At 63.7% G+C, this 18,697-nt stretch carries 19 protein-coding genes and 1 pseudogene; 12 read left to right on the forward strand and 8 right to left on the reverse strand.

Features of this window, described 5'->3' with window-relative positions:
• Positions 1-93 precede the first annotated feature (93 nt).
• Together PXJ20_RS11240 and PXJ20_RS11245 are read right to left on the reverse strand one after the other, a co-directional pair.
• Entirely contained in the window at positions 94-1,152 is a 1,059-nt protein-coding gene (locus PXJ20_RS11240; protein ID WP_421030724.1) for a LacI family DNA-binding transcriptional regulator, read from the reverse strand.
• Positions 1,153-2,008: 856 nt separating this feature from the next.
• A complete protein-coding gene (locus tag PXJ20_RS11245) occupies positions 2,009-2,800 on the reverse strand; it encodes an H-NS family nucleoid-associated regulatory protein (RefSeq protein ID WP_421030725.1) in 792 nt (263 codons plus the stop codon).
• 766 nt (positions 2,801-3,566) lie between these two features.
• Here PXJ20_RS11245 and PXJ20_RS11250 point away from each other — a divergent pair.
• From PXJ20_RS11250 to PXJ20_RS11280, 7 genes are all read left to right on the forward strand, one after another.
• Complete coding sequence (locus PXJ20_RS11250) at positions 3,567-5,183, forward strand: methyl-accepting chemotaxis protein (RefSeq protein ID WP_421030726.1); 1,617 nt, start codon at positions 3,567-3,569, stop codon at positions 5,181-5,183.
• A 79-nt stretch (positions 5,184-5,262) separates the two neighbouring features.
• On the forward strand, positions 5,263-5,649 hold the full coding sequence (locus tag PXJ20_RS11255; protein ID WP_026122067.1) for an ester cyclase: 387 nt from the start codon (positions 5,263-5,265) through the stop codon (positions 5,647-5,649).
• Positions 5,650-5,808: 159 nt separating this feature from the next.
• Positions 5,809-7,113, forward strand: a complete 1,305-nt coding sequence (locus tag PXJ20_RS11260) for a sensor domain-containing diguanylate cyclase (protein WP_421030727.1) — start codon at positions 5,809-5,811, stop codon at positions 7,111-7,113.
• Positions 7,114-7,184: 71 nt separating this feature from the next.
• On the forward strand, positions 7,185-7,655 hold the full coding sequence (locus PXJ20_RS11265; RefSeq protein ID WP_126875879.1) for a VOC family protein: 471 nt from the start codon (positions 7,185-7,187) through the stop codon (positions 7,653-7,655).
• 229 nt (positions 7,656-7,884) lie between these two features.
• Positions 7,885-8,562, forward strand: coding sequence for a DsbA family oxidoreductase (locus PXJ20_RS11270; RefSeq protein WP_421057421.1), 678 nt, complete (start codon positions 7,885-7,887; stop codon positions 8,560-8,562).
• Positions 8,559-9,155, forward strand: coding sequence for a helix-turn-helix domain-containing protein (locus tag PXJ20_RS11275; RefSeq protein WP_421030729.1), 597 nt, complete (start codon positions 8,559-8,561; stop codon positions 9,153-9,155). Before PXJ20_RS11270 ends, PXJ20_RS11275 begins: the two co-directional genes overlap by 4 nt.
• A 187-nt stretch (positions 9,156-9,342) precedes the next feature.
• The gene (locus PXJ20_RS11280; protein WP_421030730.1) at positions 9,343-10,122 is read left to right on the forward strand and encodes an alpha/beta fold hydrolase; all 780 of its coding nucleotides are present in this window, start codon (positions 9,343-9,345) and stop codon (positions 10,120-10,122) included.
• A gap of 50 nt (positions 10,123-10,172) precedes the next feature.
• Here the strand turns inward: PXJ20_RS11280 and PXJ20_RS11285 are convergent, their stop codons facing one another.
• From PXJ20_RS11285 to PXJ20_RS11295, 3 genes are all read right to left on the reverse strand, one after another.
• Positions 10,173-11,048: a LysR family transcriptional regulator gene (locus PXJ20_RS11285; protein WP_421030731.1), complete on the reverse strand. Its 876-nt coding sequence runs from the start codon at positions 11,046-11,048 to the stop codon at positions 10,173-10,175.
• A gap of 337 nt (positions 11,049-11,385) precedes the next feature.
• Positions 11,386-12,003 carry a glutathione S-transferase family protein gene (locus PXJ20_RS11290; RefSeq protein ID WP_026122071.1) on the reverse strand — a complete coding sequence of 206 codons (618 nt, stop codon included), beginning with the start codon at positions 12,001-12,003 and terminating at the stop codon, positions 11,386-11,388.
• Between the two features lie 79 nt (positions 12,004-12,082).
• Entirely contained in the window at positions 12,083-12,448 is a 366-nt protein-coding gene (locus PXJ20_RS11295; protein ID WP_421030732.1) for a hypothetical protein, read from the reverse strand.
• A gap of 82 nt (positions 12,449-12,530) precedes the next feature.
• Here PXJ20_RS11295 and PXJ20_RS11300 point away from each other — a divergent pair, with 82 nt between their 5' ends.
• Positions 12,531-12,989, forward strand: coding sequence for a MarR family winged helix-turn-helix transcriptional regulator (locus tag PXJ20_RS11300; RefSeq protein WP_277597769.1), 459 nt, complete (start codon positions 12,531-12,533; stop codon positions 12,987-12,989).
• Positions 12,990-13,011: 22 nt separating this feature from the next.
• Here the strand turns inward: PXJ20_RS11300 and PXJ20_RS11305 are convergent.
• Positions 13,012-13,771, reverse strand: a pseudogene (locus PXJ20_RS11305) (SDR family oxidoreductase).
• Between the two features lie 95 nt (positions 13,772-13,866).
• On the opposite strand from PXJ20_RS11305, the gene PXJ20_RS11310 reads away from it, so the two are divergent.
• Positions 13,867-14,796, forward strand: coding sequence for an AraC family transcriptional regulator (locus PXJ20_RS11310; RefSeq protein WP_421030733.1), 930 nt, complete (start codon positions 13,867-13,869; stop codon positions 14,794-14,796).
• Positions 14,797-14,814: 18 nt separating this feature from the next.
• On the opposite strand, the gene PXJ20_RS11315 is transcribed toward PXJ20_RS11310, so the two are convergent.
• Positions 14,815-15,450, reverse strand: coding sequence for a LysE family translocator (locus PXJ20_RS11315; RefSeq protein ID WP_017777921.1), 636 nt, complete (start codon positions 15,448-15,450; stop codon positions 14,815-14,817).
• Between the two features lie 83 nt (positions 15,451-15,533).
• A complete protein-coding gene (locus tag PXJ20_RS11320) occupies positions 15,534-16,172 on the reverse strand; it encodes an FMN-binding negative transcriptional regulator (RefSeq protein WP_413213621.1) in 639 nt (212 codons plus the stop codon).
• Positions 16,173-16,417: 245 nt separating this feature from the next.
• On the opposite strand from PXJ20_RS11320, the gene PXJ20_RS11325 reads away from it, so the two are divergent.
• The 3 genes from PXJ20_RS11325 to PXJ20_RS11335 all read left to right on the forward strand — a co-directional run bounded on the left by PXJ20_RS11325 (position 16,418) and on the right by PXJ20_RS11335 (position 18,696).
• Entirely contained in the window at positions 16,418-17,125 is a 708-nt protein-coding gene (locus PXJ20_RS11325) for a c-type cytochrome (protein WP_017777923.1), read from the forward strand.
• A 77-nt stretch (positions 17,126-17,202) separates the two neighbouring features.
• Complete coding sequence (locus PXJ20_RS11330; RefSeq protein WP_421030734.1) at positions 17,203-18,486, forward strand: c-type cytochrome; 1,284 nt, start codon at positions 17,203-17,205, stop codon at positions 18,484-18,486.
• A gap of 9 nt (positions 18,487-18,495) precedes the next feature.
• On the forward strand, positions 18,496-18,696 hold the full coding sequence (locus tag PXJ20_RS11335; protein WP_026122072.1) for a hypothetical protein: 201 nt from the start codon (positions 18,496-18,498) through the stop codon (positions 18,694-18,696).
• Position 18,697 lies beyond the last annotated feature (1 nt).

Here is an 18,697-nt window from a genome sequence, read left to right on the forward strand (position 1 = left end):
TGCGTTGCGTGATGTTTCGCGGTGCGCTCTGTCGCGTGGGCAGCGCCATCATCGGCGGCGCATGCAGCGTCGTGCGCGCCGCGCCGAATGCCGTCAGTTCAGCGCTTGCGCAGGCCGTTTGCGCGGTTCGGCGTCGCTGCTTGCAATGGCCGCGATCGTCGCGCCTTCGCGCAAGGTGTGCGGCAGCGTCAGCGTGTGCGACGCGTCGGTATAGGTGTCGTCGAGGCGCGCAATCAGGCGCTGCCATGCGGCGCAGCCAATCTCGCGGTTCGGCGTGCAGATGCTCGCGAGCGGCGGCGAGAGCAGTTCGCCCATTGCGAGGCCGTCGAAGCCCAGAATCGACATATCGTCCGGCACCTCGAAACGCGCGCGGCGCAGGCCGCGCATCACCACCATCGCGAGCAGGTCGTTGCTGCAGAAGAGGGCAGTGGGGCGCGCCGCGCCGTTGGCCGGGCTCGTCAGATGCGCGAGCACCGAGGGCGCGAGTTCATCGGCGTTGAAATCGATTTCCAGCGCGGGCATCGGTGCGAGTCCCGCTTGCTCCATGGCTTGTGCGTAGCCCGCGTAGCGCAGCCGTGCGCGGTCCGAAGCCGCGAGCGTGCCGGCCAACATCAGGATGCGGCGGTGACCGTGCGCGATCAGCATGCGCACGCCGTCGTACGCGGCGAGACGGTTGTCCACCGAGACCGAGGGCCGGCGCACCGTGTCGTTATGCATGAGCACGTAGCGCGGACCGTTGCGGTCGAGTTCGTCGAGCAGCGGGTGCGTGTCCGCGTCGGCTACTGTGAGGATGAGGCCGTCTACGCGCTGCGCGCGCAGGGTCTCGATGGCGTGGCGCTCGCGGTCCGCGTCGTATTGCGTGGTCATGAGCATGAGCCGGTAGCCTTGTGCAGAGGCCAGTTCGTCGATGCCTTGCAGGCATTCGGCGAATACCGGGTTCGCGAGCGTGGGCAGCACGACGCCCACGAGCCGCGTGCGCTCGCCGCGCAACTGGCGCCCGAGCGGGCTGGGCCGGAAGTTGAGCGCCGCAATCGCCTCGCGCACCTTTTCGAGCGTGACGGGGTTCACCGTGTGCGGCGCGTTGATGGCGCGCGAGACGGTGGCGATGGAAAAGCCCGCGTGCGCGGCGACGTCCTTGATGGTGGGGTTCATGCTGTTCGCCGATGGATGTAAACGTTTTCGACGAGCGCATTATCAGCAGCGTGTGTGACGGCGCGATGACGGTTTTGGGCCGTGGTTCGAGCCAATGGTAGAATCGCGTCCGCCCTGCCGGGGTGATGAAATTGGTAAACATAGCGGACTTAAAAAATTGAGTGCCCGGCCGGAAACGGCCGGTGTAGAACCCCTCAAATTCGGCGAACCCCCTGGCGCGAACGTACGCACATCGCATGCAACATCGCGTGTGCGCCGCCGAGGCAACGCCGAGCCAAGCCCGCCCGCGTAGCAACAACGCGAGGTGTGGAAGGTGTAGAGACTAGACGGGGGGCGCCTAAGGCCGTGCGCCGGTCAGCCCTTGCGGGCGACAGCGCGCGAGCGATGGCGAAGGCATAGTCCAGCGCACGAACGTTGGCGGAAAGCGCGAAGCTTTTCGCCGACGGCGTCGAAAGACGTGGTGTGAAGAAAATCCGCCGCTTAACGGCTTGCCGGTTCGAGTCCGGTCCCCGGCACCAGAATATCTTCCGACAAGTTCCGCACAAGTCCACGGACTCGCTGCGGCACAAGGCCTTCCGGCCTTTTCTGTTTCGACACGTTGCGGGTTGGTGGATGTGTGTGCGTTGGCAATGGGCGGTGTTTTGGGTGGTATCAACCTGGATCTCTGTCATCTCGATCGGGAGATACCACCATGCCGCTCACTGACTGAACGCGCGCAAGACCCACGTGCCAATTGGTCAGCACGATAAGACTTCGGCACGGTTCAATCGTGGCGGCGGCGCAAGTCCTTTCTATCAGGACGGTGACTGCTGAGAGATCTGCAACCACGACATCCAGAGTTCGGCTGGCCGACAACTCAGGCCGGTGTTCCGGTTGCAGTGTCGGGCGCGGCTTGTGGCACTGCAGCGTCAATGGACTTCGCAGACTTCACGGTTCTTGCCACGCGTGCTTTTCGAACGACCGGTGATTTAGCGCCCGCGCTCTTCTTCGAAGCCGTTTTGCGCGCCGGCGCTGTTGCCTTCCTCGTAGCAACCTTCCTGGCCGGTGCTTTCTTCGCTGCCGTCTTCTTCGTTACCGTTCTGCTGGCGGGCGTGGCCTTTTCGGCTTTCGCTTTTCGCGGGGTCGCGGGCGCTTCGACCTTTTCGATCAAAAACTTCGTGCGGTCCCTGGCGTTCGCCATCCACGCCGGCGCACGACCACGTCCGCTCCAGGTGGCTCCGGTTTTCGGGTCTTGGTACATCGCGGGCTGGGGGCCGCGTACATAATTTCCGGCTTTCGCTACTTTCTTCGTCGTAGGCGCCGCCCCTGTGGGAGTGCCTGAAATCAAGAATTTGTTGCGGTCTTTCGCCGCGGCAATCCAGGCCGGTGCCCGCCCGTGACCGGTCCACGTTGCACCGGTTTTGGGGTCGCGGTACTTCGGCGCGCCTGCGGCGTGCTTCGAAATGTTTGCCTGTTTCGTTGCCTGTTTTCCAGGCTTGTGACCGCGCCGCTTGCCGACATGTGCCTCGATCTCGGCGGTGGTTATGCCGTGCTTCGTCATGAGTTCACGGATTTTGTCGAGAACGACCGTAGATTGCTTTGCAACCAGTTCCTGTGCTTGTGCCTGCAATTGCGCGATTCGTGCCTGGATGCTTTCGAGCGTGGCCATTAGACCTCCTTATCCATGTTCAAGTATGGGACTATGCCATATTGCGCGGCATTCCCACCAGAACCACCACTTTGGTTTTGGTGTGCATTATCGTTTTGGCAGTGTTCTGGCAATGTTGCTCTATACGAATACAGCCCATACGGTTAGTGATGTGAAGATCAATGTGTACAAAGCTGGTGCGCGGTGGGGGTGAGCGGTGCGAATCAGTACCGCTTGTCGAAACGGACGTATCTGTATGACCAGGCGATTTATCGGCGCATTGTTTATCCTCGCGGGCGCGATCATGGGCCTACGCGCCTCAATGAACTCATTCCCGGTTGGAGCGAACGGGGCGGACCGCTGAAGGGGCCCCGTCATATCCTCCTTTCTGAAACTGACTCGTGGGCCGTGCCGAAGCGAATGAGGCGGCGAAGCGCGTGAAACTGGCCTCCGGTGTGCTGAGACTCGACATGTCGACAATCCTGCCGATCATCGACACAGCCCGCGCGCCACTACGGCAGTGAATGTAGAGGTTGCGCACTTTATCGGCGGGCCATTCGTCCGACCGGCACCGTGGGTGGACCGACAAGAGACAAGGCGCCGGACTTTCGTTCTCTGCGTGCCGTGTCCGTCTTGTTCCACTATTTCTTGGGACAGATCTCCGACGTGTCGCAGGCATCGCCCTGAATTCAGGATGGCTGATCAAGTCATTCGTCCGGATAGGTCTCTTCCTGATCCCGCATAAATGCCTGGAATTTTTGGCCGTTAGTGAGGCAACGAGCCGCGCATGCCTACCCAGAGCTTTGGCGCGCTCAACTTCTTCGTCCTCCTGCTCAACGCCTCCGTCATCATGATCAAGAACATAAGTATTCGCGTACGTCTCGCGCTGGCAATGAGTTTTCTCGGTGCATTGCTCGTTGTCGGTGGCCTCATGGGTGTTGTCGGTGTGTCCATGAGCAACAACGATATGAGCGATCTGTATTCCAGCCGGCTCGCCTCTTCGGAGGCGCTGGGGCAGGCCAACGTAGCGCTTTCGAGAACCCGTCTCTGGCTGTATCGCATTGCGCTCGATCCCACGGGGCCGGACGTGGCCCAGCAAACGCAGATGTCCCGCGATCTGCTCGCGGCATCGAAGAAAGCGTGGGACGTGTATCGCGCGCTGCCGCCTTCCAGCGCTGACGAAGCGCAGCGCGCGACCGATGCGAACACGAAGTTCGATGCTCTCGTCGAGAACGGCCTTGAGCCGATGTTCAGCGCGATTGCCACGGGCGATCCCGCGAAGATCGTCGACGTCTGGCGCCAGATGCCGCCGTCGCTCTTCATCGATGTGTCAGACAGCATGGATGCGCTCGACCGCATCCAGGTGCATGCGGCGCGAGCCACGTTCGATGCTGCGCAGGCCCGCTTTCACGGGTTCGTCGAAGTCGCCGTTGCAGGCATTCTGATCGCGCTCGCCGCGGCGGCGCTCGCATGGTGGTCGCTGCAGAGGTCGATCAGCACGCCGCTTGCGCAGGCACTCGGTCATTTCAGCGCGATTGCGAACGGCGATCTGACGACGCACGTGGAGGTCCATTCACGCGACGAGATGGGGCAGTTGATGAGCGGCCTGCAGGCGATGCAGGCGAAGCTCGTTCAAACGATCGGCGTGGTGCGCAACGGTGTACGGTCCATCGGCACCGCCACGCATGAGATCTCGGCCGGCAACGTGGATCTGTCGCGACGGACTGAAGATCAAGCCGCGTCGCTGGAAGAAACCGCTGCGTCAATGGAGGAACTTACTTCGACGGTTCGCCAGAACGCGGACAACGCGAAGCAGGCCAATCAGGTGGTATGCAGTACGGCCTTACTGACGGAGCGGGGCAACGAGGCGACGCTGGAAGCGGTGCAAACGATGCGCGGCCTGTCCGAGTCGTCCGGCAAGATGTCCGAAATCATCGGCGTGATAGAAGGCATCGCGTTTCAGACCAACATCCTGTCGCTGAACGCCGCGGTGGAAGCAGCACGCGCAGGCGAACAGGGGCGCGGGTTTGCGGTGGTGGCGAGCGAAGTGCGCTCGCTGGCTCAACGCAGCGCGGCCGCCTCGAGAGAGATCAAGGACCTGATTACGGATTCGCTCGATCGCGTGGAAACCGGCGCGAGGCAGGTCCATCGCGCAACGGAAACGATGACGGAGATTCTGGCTTCGGTTCGAAGCGTGAGCGACCTGATGGGCGAGATTGCGGCGGCGTCGCACGAGCAGTCGAAGGGTATCGAACAGGTCAATCAGGCAGTGGCGCAAATGGACCGGGCCACCCAGCAGAACGCGGCGCTCGTTGAAGAGGCCTCAGCGGCGGCGCGGTCGCTGGAAGAGCAGGCGGGGCAGTTGGACGCCGCCATCGCGGTATTTCGTGTCGATCGTGCGTAGACGCTCGAAGCAAGCGTAGCAGCCGGATTCTGGTCTACGATGGCGATTGATCTGCACTGCGAGGTGACGGGAGGTCATGGTGAGCGAGCCGAACCTGAGCGATATCTATCGCGATTACCTCGATTGCCTGAATCGTCGGGATTGGGCATCGCTTGGCCGGTTCGTGGCCGACGACGTCGTTCACAACGGTCGGCGCATCGGCTTGTCCGGCTATCGCGACATGCTGGAACGGGATGTGCATGAGATACCGGATCTTCGTTTTGTCGTCGAACTCCTGGTGACGCAGCCGCCTGTCGTCGCGAGTCGTCTGGCGTTCGACTGCAGACCCCGGCATCGTTTCCTCGGGTTACCCATCGACGGCAGGCGCATCTCTTTCGCAGAAAACGTGTTTTATACGTTCCGCGACGGGAAGATCGCGCAGGTATGGTCGGTGATCGACAAGACGGCCATCGAGACGCAACTGTAATTGCGGGCGCGGTGGGCGGCAGTTTCCCAAACCTTTCAGACAGCCTGCGAGCGACGAGGCGGCAGAACCTTCTCCCGAAAATCCCGTAAGACTCGCGGGCAACAATTTCTCGTACCATACCTGGATCGAAACGGTGTAACGCTCCAGCAAGGTACGACTATGTCCAATTGCCCCAACACCCCTCATGAGTTCGAGGACAGCGTGGCGGTCAGCGTTGCCATCGTCGGGCGGGACGAGCGCGGCGAGCTTGTTGTCACGGCATGCAATGACCCTTTCTTGCAGATGATTGGCGCAGCGCTGCCGGACACGCAGACATTTCCTGTGCCATTCGATTCGCTGAGTACCGACGGCAAGTGGCAAGCGTTGCGCGAGACGCTGGAAACCTGCCTGAGGTCCGACGCAGCGCCGCAAAAGCAGGCGTGCGAGTTTCACGACGTCCACGACGGCGCCCTGCGTTGGCGCCTCTCGTTCAAACCGTTTGCACGTTCTCATGGCGGTGCAGCGGCGCGCGAAATACTCGTCACGGGCGTGAGGGCCGCGCCGACCTCGCCGCTCGCACGCGAAATGGAGGCTAGCGCTTCGCGTTACCGGGCAGTAGTCGATTCGGCTTACGACGCGATTGTCGCGATCGATCAGCAGCACAACATCACGCTCTTCAATCGCGCGGCAGAGAACCTGTTCGGCTATACGTCGGCCGAGGTGCTCGGGCAACCCATCGAAATGCTGTTGCCCGAAAGGTTTCGCGCGGGCCACTCGCAGCGCGTACGACAGTTTGCGAACACCGTGCAGATGAGCGAGCGGCAGGTCACGCCCCCGCGCATGGACGGCAGCAACAGTGTGTACGGACGGCATCGGAATGGCTCCGTCATTCCGGTCGAAATCGCGATCTCCAAAATCGATGTGAACGGCGTAACCGAGTTCACGGCAGTCGTGCGCGACATCACGGATCGTGCCCAACTCATGGAACAGTTGAAGAAGCAGGCGGGTACCGATGCATTGACGGGCCTGCCGAACCGCCGCGAGTTTCTGGATTTCGTCGATAAGGCGCTCGGCGCCGACGACGTTCTGTCAGCGTTCATTCTTGACATCGACTTCTTCAAGAAGATCAACGACAGCTATGGTCACGATGCCGGCGACGAGGTCTTGCGCGTGCTCGCGAAAGTGGGGCTATCGGTGATGCAGGATTCCAATGTATTCGCGCGCTGGGGCGGCGAGGAATTCGTCGCGGCGCTGCCGGGCGCGGATGCGAACGTCGCGCAGAAGGTGGCGGAACAACTGCGTCGGCGTATCGAGCAGCACGATTTCGAGCATGCGTGGCGTCTCGAGGCGATTCCGTTTACCGTGAGCATCGGCGTCGTCACGCGCGAAGCAGGCGAGCGCGACGTCGATGCGCTGATGAAACGCGCGGACCGGGCACTCTACCGCGCCAAGCAATTGGGCCGTAATCGCGTCGAGGTGGGTTAGGCGTACTTCCCGGGCCCGGTGGCCGCATGCGCCTGTGTTCGCGAGAGGCCAACATTGAAAGGAGACATGCGATGTCGATTCAAAAGATCACGCCGTTTCTCTGGTACTCATCCGAAGCCGAAGAGGCCGCCGCTTTCTACGCGGGTATTTTTCCGGACTCGCGCGTGAATCGCGTCACGTCGGTGCAGGGCACCGCGTCCACCAAGGTGGTCGAGTTCGTTCTCTTCGGGCAGCCCTTCATCGCCATGAGCCACGAACGGCGCGAGGCTTTCAATCACGCGATATCGTTGATGATCAGTTGCGGCGATCAGGCGGAGCTGGACCGCTACTGGGGCGCCCTTATGGACGGCGGCACGGCCGACGGCTGCGGCTGGCTGAGGGACCGCTTCGGCGTATCGTGGCAGATCGTCCCGGACGACCTCATCGCGATGATCGCGGATCCGGATCCGGTCAAGGCGGGGCGGGTCGCCGCAACCATGATGCAGATGACGAAGTTCGACGTCGCGGCGCTGAAGGCGGCGTATGCGGGGACGCAGTCATAGAAGGCTCGCGCCCGGCATCTGTGCGCAACCTGCGTGCGGCGTCGCGGACTCATCAGCAGAAAGCGGGCCGACGCCGGCAGCGCAGCGCGAAAGAAATAGCATTTGCGTACCAGAAGCGACCGGGCGTGCGCAACACAAGATAAGCACGCGGGTATTATGGTCGGCACAAACGCCACGTCGACGCACACTTCCACTCTCGGAAAACGCCGAGAGGCTTTCCATGATTCCGATGCCGACCGTCCGCATTGATTGCTGGGCAGACTATGTGTGCCCTTTCTGTTATTTGCAGATGAGTGTGCTCGAGCGGTTCATCGAAGAGTCGCGCGTGCCGTTCGTGCTCGAATGGCACGCGTTCGAACTGCGTCCCGAGCCCATTGCGCTGATCGAACCCGACGGCGAGTACATCACCAACATCTGGCTCAATGCGGTTTATCCGCTCGCGGCCGAACGCAACGTGAAAGTTCAGTTGCCGCCCGTTGCACCGCGCAGCCGTCTTGCGTTCGAAACGGCTTTCTTCAGTCGCACGGTGGGACGCTTCAACGCCGTGCATCGTGCACTGTTCAAGGCCTATTTCGAGCATGGCCGCGATATCGGCCGTGCGGACGTGCTGCTCGATATTGCCGCCGAATGCGGTGTCGATCGCGCGGCGCTGGCTGCATCGCTCGCCGCGCAGCGCTTCAAGACGGCGATCGAGGACGACGAAGCCAGGGCCGGCCGCCTTGGCGTAACCGGACTGCCGTTCGTGATGCTTTCGCACACCAGCGACGAGGCACGAACACGGCCACCGGTCGTGGTGCGCGGCGTCGCGCCCGTGGAACACCTGACCGCCGCGCTGGACCGGCTGGTTGCCGATATGCCGTCGGCAGACCTTCGATTGTTGGCGAGAAAGAAGAGGGCTGCGTCATGATGGGGCGATCCGCTGCGGTCTTCGTCGCGCCATCGTTCGTCACGGTTCAGGTGTGTGCGGTCCAGGTGAGTGCCGGCGGCGACGAACCCGACGACAGACGACAGAACGCCGCGTCTGCGCTCTTCTTCGACCTCGCTACGCGCACCGTTCGTGCCTACGTGCTCGACGACTGCGGCCACACGCACCCGACAGGCGCCCTGCGACGCGTTCGCGGCGGCCTGTCCGCTGCGCATCTACAGCTTGCCAAGACCATGCTGTCGGTGCGCGATCACGACAGCGTCACGCTCGCGGCGCTCGGCGAAGCGTGCGGGCTCTCGCCCAGTCACTTTGCGCGGGAGTTCAAGCAGTCGACAGGCTTGCCGCCGCATCGGTGGGCGCTCAAAAACAAGGTCGCGCTCGCAAAGGACCTGCTGCGGCAAGGCGGCCTTGCGTTGCCGGCCATTGCGCTCGCATGCGGCTTTGTGGACCAGTCCCATCTGGGGCGATGGTTCAAGCGCTTGACGGGCATCAGTCCGCGGGCCTGGCAGCGCCTCCATCTCGATAGCGTCGCGATACCGGCGCGCGCGGTCGCGCCTCGCGGGCAAGCGCTCTGAAGGTGGACAGGCCGGTTGCCATTCGGGCGTGAAGCCGTCTGCCGAAAACTCCGGCTTAGAGGCCGGAAACGCGGGTCGCGCAAGGTGAAAGGCCGCTCGCGCCGGCCAACCCCGGCCCGCCATGGAATACAAAGGCCGCTAGTTCGTTATTGCACACACCGCAACCCACCAGGAAGGAAGACGCACGATGACGATGAACAGACGTAGCTTCTCGGCGGCACTCATTGCAGGCGCCGCCGCCTCGCTCGTATCCTCGCGCGGCATGGCCGCCATGCCGGCTCCTGCGAAGGCGCGCAATGTCGTGCTCGTGCATGGGCTCTTTGCTGACGGGTCGTGCTGGTCGGAAGTGATTCCGCGATTGCAGGCCGCGGGCCTCAATGTCACCTCCGTTCAAAACCCGCTGACCACGCTGCCCGAAGCCGTTGGCTCGGCCCAGCGCGTGCTGGACCGGCAGGATGGTCCCACGGTGCTGGTCGGGCATTCGTTCTCAGGCATGATCGTGACGCAAGCCGGCGTGCATCCCAACGTCTCGGCGCTTGTCTACGTGGCCGCGCGTGCGCCGGATGCGGGCGAGGACTACACGGCACTGGCCCGGACCTATCCGACGCCGCCGGCCTCCGCTGGAATCGTCTTCGACGGCGACGAAGGGCGCCTGACCGAGGCAGCCTTCCTGCGCGACTTCGCGGGCGACCTGCCTGAAGCGAAGGCCAAGCTGCTCTTTGCGGTGCAGGAGCCGTTCCACAAGGCATTGCTCACCGGCAAGACGACGCAGGCGGCGTGGCGGTCGAAACCGAGCTTCTACGCGGTTTCCACGGAAGACCGCACGATCAATCCCGACCTCGAACGCTTCATGGCCAAGCGCATGGGCGCTAAAACCATCGAATTGAAGTCGAGCCATCTCTCGCTGATCTCCCATCCTGAGGAGATCTCGCAGCTCATTCTCGAAGCGGCGGGGCAGCGCGGTTGAGATGGTTCTGCGCGAAGCGGTGGGCCCATTGTTGGGGGCCACCGCTTCGGTCAGCCTTTTTTCAAGGCCGCACGAACGAACGATACGAACTGCGAGGTCACGGGGTTGTGCGCCCCGCTGGCCCATACCAGCCCCACGCGCCACGTTGCATGCTTGCCGCGCAGCGGCACAACGGTGGCGTCCCGCAACAGGTGCTCGGCCCGCGACGGAATGAACGCGACACCCACGCCCGCAGCGACCGACGCGAGAACGGACTGCACATCGTCGGCCTTCTGCGTGACGTTCGGCACGAACCGATGTTCGCGACACCAGTTTTCGATTTGCGCTGCGAGCCCGGGGCCGCGTGTGCGCCGCAAGGCCACGAAGCCCATTTCGTTCAGCTTCCCGAAGTCGGACGGAAGACGCACGCGCGCAAGGCTGGGCGGCAACGCCAGCGCGAGCCGCTCGTCGACGACGTTCAGAGAAGAGAGGCCCTCGGTACGGGAGAGGCGCATGAAGCCCACGTCCAGTTTGCCGGCCTGAATGCGGCGGATTTGCTCGTCGGAGGACAGGTCGCTCAGCGCGACCGCGATACCCGGACGCCGCTGGCGAAAGTCCGCGATGATCTGCGGCGCGAGCGTCAGCACGGACAGGCAGATGCCCACCCGCAAGTGTCCGCGCGTGCCGCTGCTGGCTTCGCGCGCCCGCCCGAGTATTTCATCGGCGTCGTAGACGAGTGCCTTCGCGTCGGGCAGAAAGCCCTCGCCGAAGCGCGTCAACGCAGCGCCGTGCCGCCCGCGTTCGAAGAGCTTTCCGCCCACGCTCGCTTCCAGCGCGTTCACCTGCTTGCTCAAGGCAGGCTGGCTCATATGCAGGGCGTCGGCTGCGCGTCCGAAATGCCGTAGCTCGGCGACCGTCAAAAACGCTCTCAGTAGCTTGAGTTCCATTCCGGCACGTTATCGTATCGATCGAATCATTCATTTTACTGATCGATGCGCGGCGTGTTCAATACGGACATGCCCTTTTACGAGCGACGCCTCATGGCTTCCAAAGAGATCTGCGACTGCCTGCACGAGGCAGCGCGAACCGATGCAGCCGGCAACGGCTCGGCGTCTCAGGCCGAACCGTTGCCAGGCGCTTCTTCCAGTCGCAACGCGCGCGTGCGTCGGCCACGCTTCGACATGACGCCCCCGGAAGACGCGACGTCCGGGCAGGGTGGGGCGATAGCAGTGAGTTTCGCCGTTGTCTCGCGCAAACGCTGGCCGCTATGACGGCGAGGCACGCTCACGCGGCCATGCGTGCCTCGGCGATACGCTGCGGCGCTTCCGGACGCGCATACAGACGTTCCAGGTAGGCCTGCAACTGCGGGAACGTATCGATCAGATGCAGTTCGTTGGCCCAGTCGATCAGATACGCAGTTACGCAGTCGGCCACCGAGAGCGCGTTGCCGACGATGAATTGGCGCCCATCGAGATGCCTGTCGAGAATCGCGGCCATCGTCTTGAAGTCTTCGCGCGCGAGTTCGATATCGGCGGGGGAACGTTTCTCGGGCGGATAAAGCAAGGTGTGACGCGTGATTCGCCAGAGCGGCTGCTCGAGTTCGGTCACTGCAAACAGGGTCCAGCGATACGCCTGTGCGCGCTCGCGCAGGTCGTCGGGCATCAGCCCTTTCTCGGGATACTTGTCCGCAAGATACAGAACGATTGCTGCGGATTCCGGAATGATCTGGTCGCCGTCGATCAGAACCGGTACCTTTCCCGCAGGATTGATGCGCAGGAATTCGGGCCGCTTGTGCTCACCCTCGCGCAGATTCACCGACACGAATTCAAAGTCGGCATCGACTTCCTTGAGGCCCCAAAGCGCGCGCTGCGAGCGCGTTCCAGCAAATCCGTAAAGTCTCATCATCTTCCTCCAAAGAACCGCCGTCGCTCATGAACAAGCGGCTGTATCGATGTTTTTCCACACCGCGAGACAGCGCCTTTCACATGTGAGGGATAGGTAGAACGGGCATCACGTCGATCGACTCACCCGGGAAAACGGTGAAATGCGGATGGCCCTCGAATATTCTGGCCGCCTCGTCATGCGACGTACTCCGTAAGACCGTAAACGCGGCGAGCGCGTTGGTCACATCCTTGATGCCCTGTTCGCTCACGTTCTTTGTTTTGCCAAGTGGACCACCCATCTCGACAATGGCTGCCTTGTGCTTGTCGACCCACGCGCCCCATGCGGCGATGCCTTCCCGTTCCCTGGCGCGCCGTTCTTCTTCGGAAAGCGCCAGCCATGTCTTCATGCGCGGATTGTCCTTGCTGCCGAGGAAAACGGCGAGAAACAACGGTTGATCGCTCATGCCTCCTCCTTCTGTTGACGGGCGCAACGGGATGTTGCGGCCCGGCGTTGACAATATAGGTTGATATCAACATAATTGCAATATGGCACACGCGAAAAAGCTTCCGAAGTCTCTTCCTTTCGAAACCACGCTGATGGTGCGCGACTGCTGCCTGTGTCTGCACATGCAGCGGGCGGCACGCAATCTTGCGCGCCTGTTCGACGAGGCGTTGCGCCCGTTCGATCTCACGAACGGGCAGTTCTCGCTTCTGATGTCGCTCAATCGGCCTCAGCCGCCGGCAATGAAAGACGTGGCGTCGCTGCTGGCAATGGATCGCACTACGCTAACGGCTGCGCTCAAGCCGCTGGAGCGGCGCGAACTGGTCGTCGTCGAGCAGGACGCGCAGGACAGGCGCAGCCGTCGGCTTCGCTTGACGCCCGCGGGCGAGCAATTGCTCGCCCGCGCGTTCCCGGTGTGGCAGCAGACGCACACCGAAATCGAGAAGCCGTTCGCGCAAGGCGAGGTGGACAGGCTGCGCAATCACCTGAGGTCGCTTTCGTAACGGCAAGCGACGAAGAGGACGTTCACTGCGCCGCGAGCGCCGTCGCGATGGCGTCGGCTCCGGCGGGCAGGCGCATCGGCGCGGCGGGATCGGTCACGGCGGTCCACACGGCTGCGGCGACGTCCTCGGCATACGTGACCGGCGTGCTCGTGTCGCGTATCGAGGGCGAAGACGCCTTGTGTGAACGCGGCGTACGGCTCGGGCACGTCTTCGTTCATCAGGCGGCGGGCGTTGTTGCCGAAGCTCGTGCTGGGCGAGCGTCCGGGCAGCACGAGCCGCACGCGCACATCGAAGGGCGCCAGCTCCAGCGCGAGCGATTCGGTGAACGCATTCACGGCCGCCTTGCTGCCCGTGTAGACCGAGAGCAGCGGCAACGGCTTCAGCGTCACGGTCGACGTCACGTTCACGACCACACCCGCGCGCCGCTGCCGGAACTGCGGCAGCACGGCCTGCGTCACCGCAATGGTGCCGAGCGTGTTGGTCTCGTAGACGGTGCGGGCGTGGTTCAGATCGATTCCTTCCAGCGGTCCCGCCATGCCGACGCCGGCGTTGTTGACGAGCGCGTCGATCGGTCCGGCCGCTTCGATGCAACGCCGGATGCTCTCGATATCGGTGACGTCGAGCGGCAGCACGCGAAGCCGCTCCGACGCCGGCAGCAGATCCTCTCGCGGCGTGCGCATCGTTGCGATAACGCGCCAGCCCTTGTCGAGGAAAAGCCGCGCGGTCTCAAGTCCGAAACCGGACGAGCAACCGGTGATAAGAACGGTGGAAACAGGGGACATCGGGAACTCCATCGGTTGGCAATGCCTGTACGATAGCGGCCCGATTTCGGACGAACTATACTTCGAGATCCATTTCTTTGTTGAAATCGTCCAGAATGGTCGACCCCCTCGCCGAAGTCGTGTCGTTGTTGCAGCCAGGCGCGCCGTTCTCGAAACTCGTCGTGGCCTCCGCCACGTGGGCTGTGCGCCGCAGCGAGACCGGTCGTCCGTTTTATCTCGCCGTGCTCGAAGGCGGCTGCCGTCTGACCATAGACGGAGCGACAGGCAGCGAAACGATCACGCTCAACGAAGGCGACTTCGCCTTGCTTCCCGCCGCGCGCCGCTTCGCGACATCCAGCCTTAATGGGCCGCCGCCTGACGAAGGCGACGCCTTTGCTTCGCCCATCACGCCGATTCCCGGCGGCGCGCGCGTGGGCAATCCCGATGAGCCCGTCAACGTGCGCATGCTCGTGGGCCACTGCGTGTTCGGCTCGCCGGACTCTGCGCTGCTGGTTTCGCTTCTGCCGCAATGGGTGCACGTGCGCGGGGCGTCGCGTCTTTCCACGCTGGTTCAACTGGTGGGCGACGAATCGCGCGCAGACCGCCCGGCGCGCGAAATCGTGATGGCCCGGTTGCTCGAAGTGCTGCTGATCGAGGCGCTGCGCTCGACCGCGAGCACGGCGGCGTCACCTGGCCTCGTGCGCGGACTTGCCGATGCAAAGCTCGCGCTCGCGCTACGGCGCATGCACGAAGATCCCGCGCAGCCTTGGACCATCGCTCAACTGGCGCGCGAGGCCGCGATGTCGCGCTCGGCGTTCTTCGAACGCTTCAGCCGCGCGGTGGGTGTCGCGCCGATGGAATACCTGCTCACGTGGCGCATGGCGCTCGCGAAACGGCTGCTGCGGCAACGGGACCGGTCGATTGCGGAGATCGCCGCCCATGTGGGCTATGGATCGGTGAGTGCCTTCGGCGTGGCGTTCACGCGGCACGTCGGCATGCCGCCCGGCCGCTATGCGCGAAGCGAGGTGGACGACGTGCCGGCCTGAGGCGGGCGCACGCGAAGGCTATCGGGACGACCACGCCAGCAGCCGGATGCCGGCCACTCCGAACACGACCGCGAGGCATCCTTCCAGCACGCGGCGCGTCCTCACGTAAGCCGCTCTGGCCGTCGCGGTGGAAAACACGAGCGCATACGTGCTGAACACCACCATGCCGATCACCGCGCAGCCCGGCACCACGGCGTCGTGGGCAGGCCCCACGTGATTCGACGAGAGCGCGACGATCGACACCCAGACGAGAATCGCCTTCGGGTTCGTGAGATGCAGCAGCGCGCCTTTCGTGTAGAGCCGCTTCAGCGGCTCGGCCTGCGCGTCGCGCGGCGCGGCAGCGGGCTGTGCGCCGAGCGCAGTGCGCGCCGACTTGAAGGCGAGCCAGAGCAGATACACGCCGCCGAAAACCTTCACTGCGACGATGAACTGCGACCACGCAATCAGCGCGGCCGAGATGCCGGCTGTGGCCACCGTCGCCCAGAACATCGATCCGGAAATCACGCCCAGTGCGAAGGCGAGGGCGGCTTTGCGGCCGTGATGCGCGGCAATGGACATGATCGCGAGATTGCTGGGCCCGGGGCTTGCGACGCCGACGAAATACGCCGTATAGGCGAGCAGCAGGTTGGCCGAAAAGAGCGTGTTGCCTGACATGGGGATCGGACCTCTTCGAATGAACAGCGTGATGCGACGTGGCCTGATATCGACGACGAACTACGCGATGCCCGCGCGCGGCGTCATCGGGATTTCCCGGCCGCCACCGCTAGCATGGCCTCGCCCAACTCTGTGTGGCCGCCTGCCTTGAGGGCCTCGCCAGCACCGCGGATATCTTCCGCATCCTTGTTCTGGCCGATCTTGCTTTTGCCCACGAGGCGCGTGATGTCGATCTGCAGCCCGACAATCGATTTCAACATGGTGTCGATATAGTCCGCCGGCGCATCGCCCATCTTCCAGGGCGCCGGTTGGGCCGCCTCGTGCGTGCGCGTGAGCCGGCCGACGAGTCCGCGCAGGAACCGTTCGTCGTCGAGCACCGTTATGCGTCCGTAAGCGTGGACGACCCTGTAGTTCCACGTCGGCACCTGCTTGTGATGCACCTGCTTGCTCGGGTACCAGTTGGGCGAGATGTAGGCGTCGCCCGCGTGGAACATGACGAGCACCTCGTCGCCGTTCGCCACGTCCTGCCAGACCGGATTCGCTCTCGCCACGTGCGCACGCAGCACGCCGAGCGGACCTTCGGCGGCAGCCAGCTCGAAGGGCAGGTGATTGGCGTCCAGTCCGCTTTTGCCGTGTGTGACGAGCGTGCCGAACGGATGTTGCGCGATGCGCGCATGCAGAACCTCGGTGCGAGGTTCGTCGAAATGGGCGGGTACGTACATGGTTCTTCCACGGATTGGGCTGCGGGATCGCAGGCGGCAATCCCGAGGCAATCCCGATTGTGGCGGCAAACCGGTTCGTCTCACAGAGCCAGTTTTGCCCGTTTCGACAGGGCCAGCCGCGCGCCTGCCCGCGGCACGTCCCTTGCTGCTTCGCGGCGCGTGCGGCGTATTCACTTTCAAACCTTTTACTTTCCGATTCATTGACTACAATCGTCGGACAGCCATAACAACGGGCATTGCCACCGATGCTGAGAAGAACCGCTGTTGCCATCCTGCTGTGCGTTTTCCCTTGGGGCTTCGTCTTCGGACAGGGGACGTCTGCCGAGCGTGCGCCCGACACCCTGCAGGCGCGCGTGCTCGCGTGTGCGGCCTGTCATGGCAAAGAGGGCGAGGGTACCGATAACGATTACTTCCCGCGCCTTGCCGGCAAGCCGGCCGGCTATCTCTACAATCAGCTGACAGCGTTTCGCGATGGCCGCCGGCAATATCCGCCGATGAACTATCTGCTGGCGTATCTGCCCGACGCATATCTCAAAACCATCGCCGATTACTTCGCGCGCCAGCGTCCGCCATACCCGCCTGCTTCGACGCCGGCCGTGAGCCCGCAGCTACTGCGGCGCGGCCAGCAACTCGTGAAAGAGGGCGACCGCACGCGCAACATTCCGGCCTGCGCCGCCTGTCACGGCGCCGCGCTCACGGGCATGGACCCGGCCATTCCCGGCCTGCTCGGTCTGCATGCGCAATACATCAGCGCCCAGCTTGGCGCATGGCGCTACGGCACACGTAGCTCGATTGCGCCGGACTGCATGCACGACGTCGCCTCGCGTCTCGGCAACGACGACATCACGGCGGTTGCCGCCTGGCTTGCCGCATCGCCCGGGCCGGCGAATCCGGCGCCCGCGCCTGCGCGAAGCCTGAAGCTGCCCATCGCCTGCGGAAGCGAACCCCAATGACGGAGCCCACGGTGCGCATCCTGTCCTTTCCGTCCCCCCGGGTCTTGGGGTCCTTCCGGTCCTTTCCGGTTCGCCGCGTGGCGAAGACGCTGGCCGTTCGCCTCGGTGCCGCGTTCGCGCTGGGTGTCTGCGTGGGTTTCGGTGTGATAGCCAGCACGCCGCTCGCATTGGCACAGGGCGGCTCCAGCCAGGCCGACGTCATCAAGCGCGGCGAATATCTGGCCCGTGCGGGCGATTGCATCGCCTGCCATACGAAGCCGAGCGACAAGCTCTTCGCGGGCGGCCGCGCCATGCCCACGCCGTTCGGCACGCTCTATTCGCCGAACATCACGCCCGACGACGAAACCGGCATCGGCCAATGGAGCGCCGACGAGTTCTACGCGATGATGCACACCGGCCGTTCGCGCGACGGCTCGCTGCTCTATCCCGCGATGCCCTACGCGGCCTATACGAAGGTCACGCGCGAAGACAGCGACGCGATCTTCGCGTATCTCAAGTCCGTGCCGCCCGTGAAGCAGCCGAACCGTCCGCACGAGATGCGCTTTCCCTACAACAACCGGCAATTGCTGCTCGGCTGGCGCACGCTGTATTTCCGCGAAGGCGAGTACAAGCCCGATCCTGCGAAGTCGGTGGAATGGAATCGCGGCGCGTATCTCGTGCAGGGCCTCGGGCACTGCTCCATGTGCCATACGGCGATCAACGCGTTGGGCGGCAGTTCGGAGTCGAAGGCCTTCGAAGGCGGGCTGATTCCCATGCAGGACTGGTACGCGCCGTCGCTCACGTCGAACCGCGAAGCGGGCCTCGGCGAATGGAGCATCGACGAGATCGCGGACCTGCTGCAAAAGGGCGTGTCGCGGCGTGGCGCTGTCTACGGTCCGATGGCCGAAGTGGTGTACGACAGCCTGCAATACCTTTCCGACGACGACGTGCGCGCCATGGCCGTCTATCTGAAGTCGCTGCCGCAGCACGGCGGCGAGGGTGCAGCCACGGCCACGTCGGCGATGTCGCGCGACGAGCGCGATCTGCTCTTCAAGCTCGGCAGCAAGATCTACGACGCGCAGTGCGCCACCTGCCACGGCAAGAACGGCGAGGGCAAACTGCCTGACTTCCCGCCGCTCGCGAACAACCAGTCCATCCAGATGACCTCCGCCGTGAATCCGATCCGCATGGTGCTCAACGGGGGTTACGCGCCGGGCACGGCGAAGAACCCGATGCCCTACGGCATGCCGCCGTTCGCCCAGTCGCTGTCCGACGACGAGGTAGCGGCGGTCGTCACGTTCATCCGCACGGCGTGGGGCAACCACGGCACGCCGGTGTCGGCCAAAGATGCCAATGCGCTGCGTTCGGCGCCGCTGTACTGAGGGGAAGCCATGAGCGAGTCGACTGGCGAACGAGTACCACCGGGGGCGGGCGGCCCGCGTCCCGCCGACGACGAAGGGCGCGTGGCCGACATCGTGCGCGCCGGCCCGAAAGGCGCCGTGGCACTGGCCGGCATTGCGACGGCCATCGTGATTGCGCTCTGGTTTGCGTTCTACTTCCTCGTGTTCCTGCCTCGCGGCGTTATCCAGTAAA

Origin of the sequence: Paraburkholderia sp. A1RI_3L (assembly GCF_048957895.1) — a bacterium.
Taxonomy (GTDB): domain Bacteria; phylum Pseudomonadota; class Gammaproteobacteria; order Burkholderiales; family Burkholderiaceae; genus Paraburkholderia; species Paraburkholderia kururiensis.

Excerpts from the sequence above, each read along its gene's own strand:
- PXJ20_RS11240 (WP_421030724.1), bottom strand. The coding sequence starts at position 1,152 with ATGAACCCCACCATCAAGGACGTCGCCGCGCACGCGGGCTTTTCCATC.
- PXJ20_RS11245 (WP_421030725.1), bottom strand. The coding sequence starts at position 2,800 with ATGGCCACGCTCGAAAGCATCCAGGCACGAATCGCGCAATTGCAGGCA.
- PXJ20_RS11250 (WP_421030726.1), top strand. The coding sequence starts at position 3,567 with ATGCCTACCCAGAGCTTTGGCGCGCTCAACTTCTTCGTCCTCCTGCTC.
- PXJ20_RS11260 (WP_421030727.1), top strand. The coding sequence starts at position 5,809 with ATGTCCAATTGCCCCAACACCCCTCATGAGTTCGAGGACAGCGTGGCG.
- PXJ20_RS11265 (WP_126875879.1), top strand. The coding sequence starts at position 7,185 with ATGTCGATTCAAAAGATCACGCCGTTTCTCTGGTACTCATCCGAAGCC.
- PXJ20_RS11270 (WP_421057421.1), top strand. The coding sequence starts at position 7,885 with ATGCCGACCGTCCGCATTGATTGCTGGGCAGACTATGTGTGCCCTTTC.
- PXJ20_RS11275 (WP_421030729.1), top strand. The coding sequence starts at position 8,559 with ATGATGGGGCGATCCGCTGCGGTCTTCGTCGCGCCATCGTTCGTCACG.
- PXJ20_RS11280 (WP_421030730.1), top strand. The coding sequence starts at position 9,343 with ATGACGATGAACAGACGTAGCTTCTCGGCGGCACTCATTGCAGGCGCC.
- PXJ20_RS11285 (WP_421030731.1), bottom strand. The coding sequence starts at position 11,048 with ATGGAACTCAAGCTACTGAGAGCGTTTTTGACGGTCGCCGAGCTACGG.
- PXJ20_RS11290 (WP_026122071.1), bottom strand. The coding sequence starts at position 12,003 with ATGAGACTTTACGGATTTGCTGGAACGCGCTCGCAGCGCGCGCTTTGG.
- PXJ20_RS11295 (WP_421030732.1), bottom strand. The coding sequence starts at position 12,448 with ATGAGCGATCAACCGTTGTTTCTCGCCGTTTTCCTCGGCAGCAAGGAC.
- PXJ20_RS11300 (WP_277597769.1), top strand. The coding sequence starts at position 12,531 with ATGGCACACGCGAAAAAGCTTCCGAAGTCTCTTCCTTTCGAAACCACG.
- PXJ20_RS11310 (WP_421030733.1), top strand. The coding sequence starts at position 13,867 with ATGGTCGACCCCCTCGCCGAAGTCGTGTCGTTGTTGCAGCCAGGCGCG.
- PXJ20_RS11315 (WP_017777921.1), bottom strand. The coding sequence starts at position 15,450 with ATGTCAGGCAACACGCTCTTTTCGGCCAACCTGCTGCTCGCCTATACG.
- PXJ20_RS11320 (WP_413213621.1), bottom strand. The coding sequence starts at position 16,172 with ATGTACGTACCCGCCCATTTCGACGAACCTCGCACCGAGGTTCTGCAT.
- PXJ20_RS11325 (WP_017777923.1), top strand. The coding sequence starts at position 16,418 with ATGCTGAGAAGAACCGCTGTTGCCATCCTGCTGTGCGTTTTCCCTTGG.
- PXJ20_RS11335 (WP_026122072.1), top strand. The coding sequence starts at position 18,496 with ATGAGCGAGTCGACTGGCGAACGAGTACCACCGGGGGCGGGCGGCCCG.